This is a genomic window from Marinobacterium aestuariivivens, assembly GCF_042661465.1.
GTDB lineage: Bacteria > Pseudomonadota > Gammaproteobacteria > Pseudomonadales > Balneatricaceae > Marinobacterium_A > Marinobacterium_A aestuariivivens.
The window spans coordinates 2378478-2393633 of record NZ_JBHSWE010000001.1; the positions used below are offsets into that span (position 1 = coordinate 2378478).

General features: G+C 59.5%; 10 protein-coding genes and 1 pseudogene. All 11 read left to right on the forward strand.

The window, feature by feature from the left end; all coding sequences use genetic code 11:
• Positions 1–103: 103 nt before the first annotated feature.
• The 11 genes and pseudogenes from hsdR to ACFQDL_RS12385 all read left to right on the forward strand — a co-directional run bounded on the left by hsdR (position 104) and on the right by ACFQDL_RS12385 (position 15145).
• Positions 104–3622, forward strand: a complete 3519-nt coding sequence (gene hsdR / locus ACFQDL_RS12335; protein ID WP_379909267.1) for a type I restriction-modification system endonuclease — start codon at positions 104–106, stop codon at positions 3620–3622.
• A 57-nt stretch (positions 3623–3679) separates the two neighbouring features.
• Positions 3680–4141 (forward strand): hypothetical protein, encoded by a 462-nt coding sequence (locus ACFQDL_RS12340; RefSeq protein ID WP_379909269.1) that lies wholly within the window; start codon positions 3680–3682, stop codon positions 4139–4141.
• The gene (locus ACFQDL_RS12345; RefSeq protein WP_379913048.1) at positions 4114–5265 is read left to right on the forward strand and encodes an AAA family ATPase; all 1152 of its coding nucleotides are present in this window, start codon (positions 4114–4116) and stop codon (positions 5263–5265) included. The genes ACFQDL_RS12340 and ACFQDL_RS12345 overlap by 28 nt, the downstream gene beginning before the upstream one ends.
• 27 nt (positions 5266–5292) lie before the next feature.
• Entirely contained in the window at positions 5293–7980 is a 2688-nt protein-coding gene (locus ACFQDL_RS12350) for an AAA domain-containing protein (RefSeq protein ID WP_379909270.1), read from the forward strand.
• Complete coding sequence (locus tag ACFQDL_RS12355) at positions 7977–8645, forward strand: AAA domain-containing protein (protein WP_379913050.1); 669 nt, start codon at positions 7977–7979, stop codon at positions 8643–8645. The genes ACFQDL_RS12350 and ACFQDL_RS12355 overlap by 4 nt, the downstream gene beginning before the upstream one ends.
• Positions 8642–10186, forward strand: coding sequence for a hypothetical protein (locus ACFQDL_RS12360; RefSeq protein WP_379909271.1), 1545 nt, complete (start codon positions 8642–8644; stop codon positions 10184–10186). Before ACFQDL_RS12355 ends, ACFQDL_RS12360 begins: the two co-directional genes overlap by 4 nt.
• Before the next feature lie 170 nt (positions 10187–10356).
• Entirely contained in the window at positions 10357–12390 is a 2034-nt protein-coding gene (locus tag ACFQDL_RS12365) for a hypothetical protein (protein WP_379909272.1), read from the forward strand.
• Positions 12383–12589: a DUF2997 domain-containing protein gene (locus ACFQDL_RS12370; RefSeq protein ID WP_379909274.1), complete on the forward strand. Its 207-nt coding sequence runs from the start codon at positions 12383–12385 to the stop codon at positions 12587–12589. The genes ACFQDL_RS12365 and ACFQDL_RS12370 overlap by 8 nt, the downstream gene beginning before the upstream one ends.
• Before the next feature lies 1 nt (position 12590).
• Positions 12591–13103 (forward strand): hypothetical protein, encoded by a 513-nt coding sequence (locus tag ACFQDL_RS12375; protein ID WP_379909276.1) that lies wholly within the window; start codon positions 12591–12593, stop codon positions 13101–13103.
• Between the two features lie 74 nt (positions 13104–13177).
• Positions 13178–13689, forward strand: a pseudogene (locus ACFQDL_RS12380) (4Fe-4S single cluster domain-containing protein).
• A 1-nt stretch (position 13690) separates the two neighbouring features.
• The gene (locus ACFQDL_RS12385) at positions 13691–15145 is read left to right on the forward strand and encodes an N-6 DNA methylase (protein ID WP_379909277.1); all 1455 of its coding nucleotides are present in this window, start codon (positions 13691–13693) and stop codon (positions 15143–15145) included.
• The last annotated feature ends 11 nt before the right edge of the window (positions 15146–15156 follow it).

Consider the following 15156-nt stretch of genomic DNA (forward strand, 5'->3'; position numbering starts at 1 on the left):
TGACCAGCAAGAGGGGTTTAACGACGATCGACCCTGAGCGCATCCATCAAGGGATGATCGGTAACGATGCGCTAAGCTTCCCTGAACGGCCGGAGAGGGACCCATGGCGGAACGAAGCAACTTCGAGTTCCTTGGTGAACACGACCCCATCTTTTTGCAGCTGGCATCGGTAGCTGAGCGCGCCTTTGCCAGTGATCCGAATACTACGCTGATCAAGCTGCGCCAGCTCGGCGAGGCGCTCGCCCAGGATCTGGCCGTACGCAGCGGTATCGAGCTCGACGAGAAGACGACCCAGGCCGATCTGCTGTTCAGGCTCGGTCGCGAGATACGACTCGAGCCCGCCATTCGCGATCTGTTCCACACACTACGCAAGGAAGGTAACCGGGCGACGCACGAGTTTCGGACGCAGCACCGGGAGGCGATACAGGGACTGCAGGTGGCCCGGGCGCTGGCGATCTGGTTTCACCAGTCGTTTGGCAAGGCGGGAACAAGCTTCAAGCCAGGCCCCTTCGTGCCACCCGAGGATCCCAGCGGCCAGCTACGCGACCTCCAGAATCAGATTGATCAGTTGCGTGCGCAGCTGCAGGGCGCCAGCGAGCAACTGGAAAGCCACCAGCAGGAAGCTGAGAAACAGCAGCAGCTGGCGGAGCTGATAGCCCGCGAGAAAGAAGAGTATGCCGTACTGGCCGAGCAGATGGATGCCGAGGCCCGGACTTACGAGCAGATCGCGCTTGAGCATGAGCAGATGCTGGAGCAGCAGCGTAACGAGTTCGAAAGGCGTCTGAAGGCGCTGCAGGATGAGCTGCTGGCCCATAAGGAAAAGGCGAAGGAAGCTCAGCAGGCAGTCAGCCATTCCACCCGGAAGGCCGCCGCGCAGTTCACGCCAAACGAAGAGCTGACCCGCATCCTTATCGACCAGCAACTCATCGATGCCGGCTGGGAAGCTGACTCCGAGGAACTGACTTACCAAAAAGGCGCCCGTCCGGAAAAAGGCACGAACCGGGCTATTGCCGAGTGGCCGACGGTGGGTCGCCAGGCGGCAGACTATGTCCTGTTCGCCGGTCTTATTCCTGTTGCCATCGTCGAGGCGAAACGCGAGAACACCAATGTAGCTGGGAAGATTCCGCAGGCGGAACGCTACTCCAGGGGATTCGAGCCTGTGGTGGGAATGGAACCTGCTTGGGAATTGGAGGGGCGCAGTGAGGCCTGGTCCGGCGCGGAATCGACGCCGTTCAAGGTACCCTTTGTCTATTCGTGCAATGGTCGGCCCTTCGTGAAACAACTGGCCGAGCAGTCCGGTACCTGGTTTCGCGATGTGCGCCACCCCAGCAACACCGCCAAGGCGCTGCATGACTTTCACAGTCCCGAAGGATTGATGGACCGCCTCAAGCGCAGCAGGAGCGACGCCGAAGCGAAATTGAAGCAGGAAGGGTTCGCCTATCTGAAGGTACGAGACTACCAGCAGAGAGCGATAGAGGCGGTCGAGGCTGCACTGGAAGGCGATCAGCAGAATTGCTTGCTGGCGATGGCGACCGGTACCGGCAAGACTCGCACAATCATCGGGCTGATGTATCGCTTCCTGAAGACGGAGCGCTTTCGCCGCATCCTGTTCCTGGTTGACCGTACCGCGTTGGGCCAGCAGGCGATCGATGCCTTCAATGAAGCGCCTCTGGAGCAGAACCAGACCCTGTCGAAGATCTATAACGTCGCAGAGTTAGGCGACATGGCCGCCGAAGCCGAAACCCGCATTCAGGTCGCGACGGTACAGGCGATGGTCAAGCGCATCTTTCAGTCTGACACCCCGCCTAGCGTCGATGCCTTTGACTGCATCATCATTGACGAGGCCCATCGGGGCTACACACTGGATCAGGAGATGACCGAGGGTGAACTGGCCAATCGTGATACCAGCCAGTACCTGTCCAGCTACCGCCGCGTGCTCGACTATTTCGATGCGATCAAGGTTGGACTCACGGCCACCCCGGCGAAACACACCACCGAAATATTCGGCAAGCCGGTCTACACGTACTCCTATCGTGAAGCTGTGGCCGACGACTGGCTGATCGACCATGAGCCGCCAATCCGTTACGAAACCCTGCTAAGCCGCCACGGCATCCACTTCGACCAGGGCGAGCAGGTCAGCGCAATCAACATCCATACCGGCGAGGTACAGCTGGCCGAGCTTGAAGATGAGCTGGACTTCGAAGTCGAGGCCTTCAACCGCAGAGTGATCAGTGAACCGTTCAATGAGGTCATCTGCAAGCAACTGGCGCAGGAACTCGACCCCACGGGCGACGAGAAAACCATGATCTTCTGCGCCACCGACCTGCATGCGGATATGGTGAAACGGCTGCTTGATGCCGCCTTCAGCGAGCTCTGGGGTGACGATTACAACGAGGCGGCGGTCAAGAAGATCACAGGCGCCAGCGACAAGGTGGATCAATTGATCCGCCAGTACAAAAACGAGCGCTATCCCAATATCGCCATCACCGTTGACCTGCTTACTACCGGCATCGACGTGCCGCCGATCTGTCATCTGGTGTTTTTGCGCCGGGTGCGTTCGCGCATTCTCTATGAACAGATGATCGGGCGGGCAACTCGGCGCTGCGACGAGATCGGCAAGACGGTATTCAAGATCTACGATCCGGTCGATATCTATGCCGCGCTCGAAGATGTGACCAGCATGAAACCACTGGTAAAGGACCCGAATATCACCATCGAACAGCTGGTGGATGAGCTAACGGATCCTGAGCGTCTCTCACAGGGGTTAGGTTCGCCGGGAAACAGTCCCGACGGCAGCCATGCCCATGATGTCCTCGATGCCCTCAGTCAAAAGGTGATGCGTGTCCTGCGCAAGGCCAGTAACCGGGCCGAGACACGGCCGGAGGTCAGGCAGAAACTGGACGAGCTGGAACAACTTTGGGGCGTGGCGCCGGACGAACTCCACCAGCATCTGCACAAGATCGGCCCACAGGATGCTGCCGACTTTATCCAACGCCATCAGGGCTTGCTGAACCAGCTTGCAGAGGTTAATCAGTTGCTGGGCAGCGAACGTTATCCGCTGATCTCGGAGCATGACGACGAGCTGTTGGTCAGGGAACAAAGCTATGGCGAATACGGGAAGCCGGCGGACTATCTGCAGAGCTTCAACGACTTCATTCGCAGCCAGCTTAACCAGTCCGTGGCTCTGGGCGTGGTCGTCAACAAGCCAAAGGATCTGACCCGCGAGCAGCTGAAGGAGGTGCGTCTGTTGCTGGATCAGCACGGCTACTCGGAGGCCGGTCTGCAGAGCGCCTGGCGCAATGAAACCAATCAGGAGATTGCTGCTACCATAGTCGGCCACATCCGTCGGGCGGCCCTGGGCGAAGCGCTGGTACCTTTCGAACAGCGCGTCGCCCATGCTATGCAACGGATCTACGAGCAGCACTCCTGGACCCAGGTACAGCGTAAGTGGCTGGACCGGTTGGCCAAGCAGTTGACGCACGAGGTGGTTATCGACCAGCAGTTCGTTAACCGGGCCTTTGCCACCGATGGCGGTGCCAAGGGGCTTGATAAGCGGTTGGGCGGTCAACTCGAGACAGTGATGCACGAATTGGCTGACCAGCTGTGGGAAGAAGCAGGCTAATCCACCGCTCGGCAGAAGTATCACGAAATTGAAAACATTACAGGGAGTTTGGTGCGTATGGAATTCGCTACTCAGCTGGAACTGAACGTCAGGGCGGGTGCGCCCATTGTCCAGATCATCAGTTACGAAACGCTAAGAATCCAGGCCTGCTGCCAGCGTGTCGCAGGCTCCTTAGGGTACGAGTTCTATATCTGGAATCGCACTCAGGGCCTGCGTCATTGCAAGAGCAGCTCACAGTCAACTGAAGATTACCGTCAGCCCCATGAGATATTCGAGTGGCTGGATGAGCAGGTGCAGCAACAAGAGAAGGTTCTGCTGCTGCTGGAGGATTTCCATCCTGATCTGGCGGATAACCAACTTGAAACCATAAGCCGTCTGCGCAACTTTGCTATCTCGGTCGCGAAGCGGAAGTGCAGGACTGCTGCATCGTCATCTCACAGCCCGTGCCGGTTCTGCCGCCGGAACTGGAAAAGGAAGTACAGGTGCTGGAAATGCCGTTGCCGGGCATCGGTGAGCTGAAGCAGATCATGCAGCAGGCACGCCAGCGGTTCGACCTGCCGGAGCGTGAGTACCAGGAGTCTCCCCGTCTGCTCGAAGCCGCGCTGGGACTGTCGACCAGCGAGGCACAGCTGGCGTTTGCGCGAGCCATTACTGAAAAGGGCCGCCTGACCGAAGCTGAGATTCCGCTGATCGTCGGTGAAAAGGAGCAGGTGATTCGCAAGAGCGGCCACCTGGAATATTTTCATCCCAAGGCCCGGCTCGATGACATTGGCGGGCTTGATCGTCTCAAGGCCTGGCTGCAGCGCCGCAATCAGGCATTTTCCGAGGAAGCCCGTGAGTTCGGCCTCGAAGCGCCGCGAGGTGTTCTGCTGTTGGGCCTACCCGGTACCGGTAAAAGTCTGGCCGCCAAAGCGGTGGCAAATGCCTGGCAGTTGCCATTGCTCCGGCTCGATATGGGCCGCATCTACGGCGGGATTGTCGGACAGTCGGAAGAGAACATGCGTCGGGCTTTGCACATGGCGGAGACGCTTTCGCCCTGCATCCTCTGGGTCGACGAGATCGAGAAGGCGCTCTCGGGAATGAAGAGTTCCGGCAGCACCGATGGCGGCACCACCGCGCGTGTCCTCGGCAGTTTTCTGACCTGGTTGCAGGAGAAGCAAAAGCCAGTTTTCGTGGTCGCTACGGCTAACCATATTGAACACCTCCCGCCCGAGTTGCTGCGAAAGGGGCGTGTCGACGAGATCTTCTTCGTGGATCTGCCTGTCGAAGCCGATCGGGTCGAAATTCTCAAGATTCACTTGCGAGCTCGCGGTCGCCGCGACGAGGATTTCAGCGAAGAAGAGCTCCGAAAACTGGCTCGACAGGCGCAGTGCTTCACCGGCGCCGAGCTGGAGGAGGTCGTCAAGGAAGCACTGTTTAGAGCGTTCGATGATGGCCGGCAGCTGCGGCAAACGGATCTTGCTGATGCCATTGCAGAGACAACACCGTTGTCGCAGACGATGCACGAACTAATCCGTGACACCCGTGATTGGGCCAGGGGCGTGCAATTACAGCCAGCAGCGCAGCTCCTGAAGAACTGCCGGTTAACCCGCAGGGTGCAAAAGCTCCGCGGCTGCGGCAGGAAGGGGAAAACCCATTCTTGAAAGCCTAGGGAGAGGGAACTCCGTACGATGGCCAATCCATTTTTCGTAGCACTCGGTGACCGGAACGGGACACTGGAAGAAGCTGCCAGCAGGGGGCTGGAGCCTTTTCGGCACTACCTGCAGAACGCGATCAATGCCAGCAGGAACCGACAGGTCAGCTGTCGATGGAAGCCCCTCGATGCTCAGCAGTGGCGTCTAAGCATTGAGGCGGAGGTTTATCGGGTACATCCGTTCAGCGAGGTGGAGCTGCTGCTCTCCGAGCCCGGCTGGTATGCAATCACCCGGGATCTCGTAGAAGACATTCCACTGGATGACTCTTTCGCACTCGACCCGGACGACCCTGTCATCGTGGGCAAGGGGCGGGATCGGCAAAATATCCGCCTGACGGTCGCCGATGTTCGGCAACGTGCGGGGGAGGTCCAGGTACGACTTGGAGAAGGTCTCGATCTCGACCGGATTTCCTGGTGCGGTTACGCCTTGGGTGTTCGCAGTCTGGACGTCGCCCTGGATAGCGAGCTGAAGCTCGATATCGATGGACGGACACGTCGCGCCTCTCGGGTGGAAGGGAGCCGCTACCGCATTGATGGAGCCGTTGAGCCCACCTCTGAACTGACATGCGAGGGCCAGCGGCTGGCCTTTCGTGTGCTCAAGTCGTTCGATCCTGCCAGCCTGGGGTCGCCGGACCTGTATCGGCGCGAAGGCGAAAGCTACTTGCTGTTTGCCGAGCGAGAACCAAAGGGCATCCTGGGCCGCGTCGAGCCCGAAACGCAGCGCTGGTACCAGGGACTAGGGGCTTCCCATTTGTCGGTCGATGGCGCGCCTCTGCAGGAGCAACACTGGAAGTGCGAATCGGTTCCGGATAAAGGTCGGCTGTACCTGCAACTGACCGCACTGGAGGCGGGGGCTCCCTCATTGCCGGGGCAGGTCTCCCTGACCGCACAGCCAAACGTGACACTTTCGTGCAACCGGATCGAAAGCCGGGATAAGTGGATTCAACTGATCGAGGACGACGAGGCTGACGATCAGCAGGCAGGACAGTCCAGTCTCGAATACTTCTTTGGCGACAACATTCGCATACTGGACAGCAAAGCCAAACGCGGCGATGAGGGTTACAGCATTATCAAAGCGCGTCCTGACGAATGCCAGTTGTTGCTACGTAGAGGAAAGGGCAAGGGCGGGAACAGCGTTTTCCCGACGCAGGATCAGCTGCAGGTTCAGGTCGATACATCTCAGCTGGAGAAACAGAAACAGGCCATACAGAGCCTGCAGCGGGATCCCGCATTGGCGCACGCTTCGTTGATTCGGCTATTCGAGCATCGCGAACGCACGCGTTGGCCGGAGGTCGAAGCAGTGCCCGAGGTCGATATCAATTGGCAGGTACTGACAGACATAACCTTTGACGGCTGTGACCGACAGCGCGAGTTCGTGAGCAAGGCCCTGGCCACACCTGACTTCGCCATTCTGGACGGGCCTCCCGGCACCGGTAAAACGACGACGATCCTGGAGCTGATCGTACAACTGGTCCGGCGCGGTCAGCGAGTGTTGCTGAGTGCCTCGACCCACGCCGCGATTAACAACGTGCTGGAAAGGATTCAGCGGGATCGCGTGCTGGCAGCAGAGGTGTTTCCGCTGCGGATCGGCGACGAGAACCGCGCAGTCGGTGTGGAGGCAATGCAGTACGACAACCAGCTCAAAGAACTTCGCGATCAGACCGGGTTCGAAGTGTCGGAACAGCTGCTGGTGGACGCCTCCAATCTGGTTTGCGGCACCACGATCGGCATTCTGCGGTTGTTCAGGAACCGCGCTCTCGGCCTGGAGGCCGGCGAGCCGCCATTCGACGTTCTGATTGTCGATGAGTGCAGTAAAACGACCTTTCAGGAGTTCCTGGTGCCCGCGCGATATGCGCGGCGCTGGGTGCTGGTGGGCGACGAGCGCCAACTCTCTCCGTTTGCGGAGCGCGAACAGATCACGGCCAACCTGGATCAGCTGATGCTGAAACCGGGAAAATCCAAAGAACCGGCGGTACTGCTCGACCCGGCCATTCAAAAGGCATGCTTCTACCTGCAGGAGTTCCATCCGTACAGGGACAGGCTAATCGTGCCGGTTTCCCTGCCGGTACTGCGGGCTCTTGGTGCAGAGCTGCAGCATCGGGATCCGAAAGCCCATGAAGAAATTCTGCTGCTGGGGCCAAAACAGCAGGGCGTCAATATGCCGGGCTGCTGGTTAACGCCCGAACGATGCAGCGAAGAGCCTTATCACCTGTATGCCCACAATCTGATTTTTATTGAAGAGGGCTTGCTGCCTGAGCTGCGTGATCGCCTGCCGGACGATGCCATCTTACTACACCCGGACTGGCAGGAGAGCGGGCATGCTTTCCGCCACCGCGCCGGTTGGGCAAACCGGCACCAGTTCCGGCTCCGCGGTCGCGAAGTCCTGAATGATGGTTTCGAGGTACACCAGAAAGTCAGTGACCGGCTTGGGTCGACCGGTTGGTCGGACGAAGTCTGCTGGCGCCTCGAGCGCGAATACTGGCTGCGCTTTCTCAAGGGGAACAAACATGCCTACCTGAAGGAACAGCTGGACAGGCTGCTCCCTAAATCAGTGCAGGCTGACGGTCGCATCTATACGCTCAGGAACATAGCATTTCCGTCCATTCTGGAGGCGCTGTCGGGTGATGGCCTGGAGAAAAAAGGAAAGATGAGCCCACCACTCTGAACCAGGGCTTTCAGCCAGCTGAGCGTCAGCAGCGCCATTCGACCCTAAGCCACCAGCACCGGATGCATCCGGATATTTCACGCTTCCCCCGGGACGAGTTCTACAGCCATGATCGGCGCAACCGCTCGCTGCTGGATGGTAGTCAGGTCGCCAGTGCCCGAGCCTGGGACTATAACGCGTACCCCAGCCGCAGCCATTGGTTGCACGTTTCGGGCAAGGTTGTGAGGAACCGCAATGAGAAGGAGGTCAAGGCGGTTATAGCCGAACTGGACCGATTCTGCGGCTGGGCCGCTAGACAGGACAAAACCTACGATGTCGCCGTGCTGACGTTCTACAAGGGTCAGGAAAGCGCGCTGCGCGAAGCGTTGCAGAAGCTCCCTGGCAATGCCAAAGCCTACAGTCGCTTCACGTACAAAGGCGTTGCAATCAAACTGGCAACGGTCGATTTCTTTCAGGGGCAGGAGGCTGACCTTGTCATCCTGTCGATGGTCAACACCCATCGCGACGGCTTTATGGACAGCCCCAACCGTCTTAACGTCAGTATCACCCGGGCCCGCTACCAATTGCTGATCGTTGGCGATCGGGACTACTTCGCCAAGCGCTCGCGAACGCAGGAGCTTAAAGCCCTGGCCCAGGCCTGTTCATTCCAAGGGACTCACGAATGAAAATTACTCTGCAACGCCGCCTCAGGGTACAACGTTTCCCGGTTCTGGCGAGCGTGATTCTACGCAAGTCGCGTCCCGATATCGCGGAACTGATTCGTGCCGCGCAGCAAAATCCAGATGCGATGCCGCCTCGTCTGATGAGCTATCTCCGGCGTGAAGGGCTCTGGGACACCGAAACGAAAGCCATCACTGCTGCCGCACGGCAGGTACTGGAAACGGGCAGCGTTCCCGCGCGTGAGCGCGGCCTGTATTCCATCTGGTATAGCGACAACGATCCCCTGCTGGGTACCCGACCGCTTTTGCTCCAGCGCAATACGGCGAACTGGGGGCCATCCTGGGATAAAGCGAAGCGCCATGGAGATGACAGCGTTTTGGCGGTAACGGCTCCAGCAACCTGTTTTGTCCATGATGGCCAGGCGCCACAACAACTGACGCTGGAACGGTTGAGGCCGGAAGTTGCCGACGCTCCGGAGAAATCCGCAACGCTGGATCTTACGTGGATCCTGGTTGATCAGCACTCGGAGTTACTGCTGCAAGGGGATCTGGAACTCCTTGGTGAAGCCCAGAAGGGCAAAGGCCAGCAGCGCAAAAACCGTGTCGAAAGGATATCGCTCCGGCTTCAATGGAGCAGAATGCAGGTTCCGGCATTGCTAGAGCAAATCGCCACGGCGCAGGACTACAGCTGGGATGCAGACGCACAACGGGCTCTTTGCTGGGTGCCGGAGGATTTCGGTCAGCTATGCAACTTCGAGGTCGCAGAGCATGAGCTACTGCGCCTGCAATGCCCCGAGAACGGATCCTTCGAAAAAGTGCTACTGGAGCAGTATCCGCTTAAGCCCAAGGGTAAACAGGTTGCCGACCAGTGGCGAATGCGCTGGCTTGAGCAGCAATTTGCCGGGGCCTATACCTCGCCGGAGGACGCACTGCGACAGCAGAAAGCCTGGCTGCAGCAGCCGGCGATGGCCGGCTTCGAACTGCAGCCACTACAGGGCCAGGAACTGCTGAACCGGCTGGATCGCAGGCGGGCGCCCGAGAGCTACTGGCACCTGGCCGCGCTGCAGGACCTGGCCCCAACCCGACACAAGCGCCATCGCTCAGTACTGACGTATCAGAAGGGGCAGACCTTCGACCTGACCGAATTTGTCGAACGTCTCACCCATGGTCATCCGGTGCAGTATTGCGTTTACGCCGATCCTCATTACAAAAACCGCTGGCAGGCGGGCAATCTCGAGTGGATTCAGAGCCAGTTGCAGGCCCAGCAGGGGCGGGTACTGACCCGTGCCGGGGAGTTGCCCCGGGTACCGCCTCGCTGGGATATCGAGACGGTATCCCGTGAGGACGGTGGTCACGATCGTTTTTGGGTATTTGTAACCGATGCCGGTATTCACTGCTGGACCTGTACGACCAGCCTGGACTTTTTGATACGCGACGGCCATGGCAACCGGGTTCGGGAGGTGGTCACTTTTGCACCCATTCCCGAGGATCAAATTCCCGAGTTTATTGAACAGGCCATCGATGCGATGCAGGGAGAGCCCGCATGATCCAGTCCAGAACGGAATCCTTTAACGTCAGCCATGAAAATGAAGAGCTGCAGGCCCTGTTTGTCGCCCGGTCAGGGGACCTGGCGGTGGGCCGGCATCAGGGACAGTGGTTTAACCTGAACAGCCCCTTTCCGATCCAGCTTCTGGACCGGGCCGGCAGAACCCTGCTGGTGGCCATCCGGTATCTGGACGATCCGGAGCTGATTGCACGCCTGCAGGCCCGCGCCGATGCGGGTGTACGCATTTATCTGTTGCTTGGCGAAGATGCCAGAAACCGCTCCGCGATCGAGGCGCTGGCAGGACGTTGCCTGATACGCTGCGGTGTGAAGCAGAACGGCACCTTGCTACTGCTGGACCAGGGGGCGGATACAGCGCAAGGTTTTATCCTCTCTGGCGGGATACCCGATAGTCGTTATTGGCTCAAGCTGACCACTGGCCAGTGTGATGATTATTTCAGGCTCTTCTGCCACCTGTTCTGGCAACAGGCGGGCACCGAGTATCTGAGACAGGGGCAACAGTCGCAACAGGCCGTTGTCAGCCCACTCGGCACCATCGACCTCAACCATCAGGATGCGCTCGCCGGCAAGCTCGGGGAAAACCTGCGTCAGGCATGGTCTGAGATGCAGTACGCCATGATGTCCGACTCTGTGTCGCTGTTCGATCTGAAAGACCTGCCTGAAGCCGGACGAGGTACGCTGATCTGCGAGTTGTCTCAGCTTGACGCTTCTCGCGCCATCAAGCTCGGCGAAAGCGTTGCCAGTCTGGTGTTGACGGAACAGGACGGCATGCCGCAAATAGTGCAGGGATACGACCGGTCACACTGGATGCTGCCCAGCCGCACGCGCGAACAGGATATCAACTGGTGCATAAGGCTGGCTCCCGAACAGCTGAGCGATGTTTCGTCGCATCTGGCCCGCTGGGGCGACGCGGGTCGCTGGCAGTATCGCTCCCGCATACGGATTGCCGATATCGGCCAGCCGGTACGCTTTGCCGACCAGTTGGAGCTTGAGCAGCAGTGCCTGCCCCGCAGGAGCGTCGAACTGGATCCGGTGCAGGCCCCGAGCATCGACGACTTCCTCGAAGCCAGTGCCCGGGATCTCGCCGCGAGCCAAATTAGAGTGGACCGCGAGCGGCTTGCGCATGTGATCGACTACAAAGTCGAGATTCGTCCGCCGCTTCGCCCGGAACAGGCTGTCGCCGATCCGCTGCATCGAGCCTGGACTCAGGTCCGGCAAAAATGGTCGGGCCGGGTCGACGAACTGTCCGGCATGCTCAACCGGGAAGCTTCCTCTCGCGGCGGTATTGGTGAGCGTATTCTCGGTGCTTTGGGCAGCTTTATCGCCTCACAGGACCACAGGCGGAAGGAGCTTGAGCGCGAGCTTGAGGTACTAGCGTCCTGGGACTGCGCACTCTTCCCGCCCTCGGTACGATCTGAAAGGCTTGAGCAGCTCAATAACATTGCCAAGCAGTTGCACAAACGTCGGGAGCGTTGGGCCGAGAAGGTCGACGAAACACGTCAGCAGCAGGAGTGGGGACAAAAGCGGCAAAGGCTGGCGGATGACCTTCGGGCCGCAAACGAAGCGGCCGACAAATGTCGCCGGCGTGCAGACGAGAACCGGCTGAATTCGGATCAGGCGCTGGAACAGCTAAAAAAGAACCTGCTTGATGGCTGGCACGCCTGGATCAGGGACTCTGGTCCGCAACTGAGTCCCCAGAAGTTCTGGGATGCTGCCGGGATGGCGGCATTCGATGCCAGTGAAGCGCTCGCGTGGATCGACAAATACCATTCGCAGCTTCCGGGTGATCCGAAGCGTACCGTCAAACGACTACGGGACGACTACCGGACAGGCCAGCAGAAGCAGGAACGGGATCTGAAGGAGCTGGAAAAACGGCAGCAGCAGGCGGTGCAGGAGATCGCTCGCCTCGAGCAGGCTCTGCAGGACCATGGCGATCGCTTCCAGTACCGGCCGTCTGCCAACCCGGTCGAACTGGGTCGTCTGTTGGGTGTGCAGGATTCAGCAGCGATCAAGCCCCTGCTAATCGACTGGCCAGACGAGGACCTGCCTCAACCTGGCACACATCTGGTCAGCTTCGATCGCCAGCGCTGGCTGGTGATCGACAGCCTGGACCAGCTGGAAGCCGCGCGTCAGGACGCACAGCGGCTCAATGCCATCATCTGCACGGAGAAGCCGGAAAATGCCTGAACAGCGGATCACGCTCACTATCGACGAGCAGGGCGGTATTACCGCCAAAACCAGTGGCTTCAAGGGCGAGACCTGTCTCGAAGCGCTCGATGAGCTACTCGACCTCGAAGCCGGCGTCTCCTCGGTAAAGAAAACCGACGAATACAACCAGCAGGTGGACGTCCGGGCCAAGACGACCGTGACCCAGAGGAGGGGATAATATGAGTGCAGTCATCAAGACACTGACACCCTTCACTAGCCAGATCCTGTTGCTGGAGGCGCTGGAAGAGGTAGGCGCGGAACCGCAGTTGCTGGATAGCGCGACTATGTTGAGAGAGCTCAGGCACCGAGGCGGGCTACAGGTGGGCGATATCCTGACCAATCGCCGAGACTACAATGGTCTGCAGCATTTTCGACGGGTTGGCGAGGTCTATCAGCTGCGACACGATGCCGATGAGTTTAATGGCTCCATTATCAGCCGCCTGCAGGATCGCAAGTATCGAAGCGTGACCGACTTTCTCGCTCAGCTTGAGGGGGCTTACAAGAATGCCCACCAGCGCCTGCTCCAGCGTCTGGCCGAGGAAGAGCGCCAGCGATTGGAGCAGGAACGCGTCGCACGCGTCGAAGCGACCCGCCTGAAGGCGATTGAGCGTGCCAAAGCGCAGGGCTACTCCGTCAAGGAGCACCGTGCCAATGGCAAGATCCAGCTGGTGCTGACGCGAACGGTGTACTGATCGTGCTGGTGGACGAGTTCAATGTCGCGCACCTTGAGCCCGCCAGTCATATATACGGGCCCGGGCGCCGTTTTGTGGTCTGGCTTCAGGGCTGCACGCTGGCCTGCGCCGGTTGCTGGAACACGCAGATGTGGCCGCGACGTCCCAGGACCCTCATTCACCGGGAAGCGTTGCTGGCACAGATTCTGGCGACCGGGGATCTGACGGGCATCACGCTGCTGGGGGCGAGCCGCTGCAGCAGGCCCGGAACAGTCTCTGGCTGCTGCTGCAGGTTCGCGAGCAGGGGCTGGATGTGATGGTCTACAGCGGCTACAGCCTCGACGAGATCGAGGCCGATCCGGAGCGCCGACCGGTACTGGCGCTTTGTGACATCCTCATCGCTGGCCGTTATGATCAGCGCCAGCGCAATATCAATCTTCGGTGGCGGGGTTCGGAGAACCAGCAGGTGCTCTTCCCCAGTGGCAAGTACGACGAGCGGATTCTGGCCGATGCCAACGAAGTGGAATTGATTATCGATGATCAGGGGGCTGCTACCCTGCTGGGGTATCCGCAGCATCCCGACCTGATCCATACACTGGTTGACTAGCATGTCCAATAACGAAATCGTCCAGAAACTCTGGAACCTCTGCGACGTCCTGCGGGACGACGGCATTAACTACTCCGACTATGTCACCGAGCTGGTGTTGCTGCTGTTCATCAAGATGGAGTACGAGAACGCCGAGGCGGGTATTCTGAACGAGCACAAGCTGCCCGCGGGCTGTCGCTGGCCGAGCCTGCGTGACCAGTCCGGTCTGAACCTGCTGAACCACTACCGGCAGATGCTGCTGGACCTGGGTAAGGACGCGGACCCACTGATCGCGGCGATCTATGCCGATGCCCAGACCCGGCTGCGCGAGCCGCGCCATCTGGAGCAGCTTATAAAGAGCCTGGATGCGATCGACTGGTTCAGCGCCCAAAAGGACGGCCTCGGTGACCTCTACGAGGGCCTGCTGGAGAAGAACGCCAGCGAGACCAAGTCCGGTGCCGGCCAGTACTTCACGCCGCGCCCGCTGATCGACTCGATTATCCGCTGCATCAAGCCGCAGGCCGGCGAGGTGATCCAGGATCCGGCGGCCGGTACCGCGGGCTTCCTGATCGCGGCCGACACCTACATCAAGAGCGAGACCGACGACCTCTACGACCTGGACGAAAAGGCCCAGCGCTTCCAACGCAACAACGCCTTTGTCGGCATGGAGCTGGTGCCGGGCACCCGTCGTCTGTCACTGATGAACTGCCTGCTGCATGGCATGGAAGGTGACGACGAAGGTGTCGTTCACCTTGGAAATACCCTCGGTCTGCCGGGCACCCAGTTGCCGAAGGCGGATTTGATCCTGGCCAACCCACCGTTTGGTACCGCCAAGGGCGGTGGTGGGCCGACCCGGGATGACTTCACTTACAAGACCAGCAACAAGCAGCTGGCCTTCCTGCAGCATATCTACCGCAGCCTCAAGCCCGGTGGCCGTGCTGCCATCGTGCTGCCGGACAATGTGCTGTTCGAAGCAGGCGTTGGTACTGAGATCCGCCGGGACCTGATGCACAAGTGCAACCTGCACACCATCCTGCGGCTGCCCACCGGCATCTTCTATGCCCAGGGTGTAAAGACCAACGTGTTGTTCTTTACCCGCGGCAGCGCCACCGATCCACGCCAGGAGGAGAACTGCACTGAGAATGTCTGGGTATACGATCTGCGTACCAATATGCCGAGCTTCGGCAAACGTACACCGTTCGGCCCACAGCACCTGAAATCCTTTGAGAGGGTCTACGGCGAGAATGCGGATGGCACCAGCCCGCGTACCGAAGGCGAATGGAGCTTTGGTGCCGAACAGATCGATGTGGCCGAGTCGGATGAGAACCAGGGGTTCTGGGCGACCTTCAGATCAGCCGCTGGCGCTGCTTCTCCCGTGACTGGGTCCGCGATACCAAGGGTGACTCCCTCGATATCAGTTGGCTCAAGGACAACGACAGCATCGATGCTGCCGACCTGCCTGAGCCTGACGTGTTAGCGGCCGAAGCG

Coding starts and splice junctions, on each gene's coding strand:
- ACFQDL_RS12370 (WP_379909274.1), top strand. CDS start 12,383: ATGCCTGAACAGCGGATCACGCTCACTATCGACGAGCAGGGCGGTATT.
- ACFQDL_RS12340 (WP_379909269.1), top strand. CDS start 3,680: ATGGAATTCGCTACTCAGCTGGAACTGAACGTCAGGGCGGGTGCGCCC.
- hsdR (WP_379909267.1), top strand. CDS start 104: ATGGCGGAACGAAGCAACTTCGAGTTCCTTGGTGAACACGACCCCATC.
- ACFQDL_RS12375 (WP_379909276.1), top strand. CDS start 12,591: ATGAGTGCAGTCATCAAGACACTGACACCCTTCACTAGCCAGATCCTG.
- ACFQDL_RS12345 (WP_379913048.1), top strand. CDS start 4,114: ATGCCGTTGCCGGGCATCGGTGAGCTGAAGCAGATCATGCAGCAGGCA.
- ACFQDL_RS12360 (WP_379909271.1), top strand. CDS start 8,642: ATGAAAATTACTCTGCAACGCCGCCTCAGGGTACAACGTTTCCCGGTT.
- ACFQDL_RS12350 (WP_379909270.1), top strand. CDS start 5,293: ATGGCCAATCCATTTTTCGTAGCACTCGGTGACCGGAACGGGACACTG.
- ACFQDL_RS12385 (WP_379909277.1), top strand. CDS start 13,691: ATGTCCAATAACGAAATCGTCCAGAAACTCTGGAACCTCTGCGACGTC.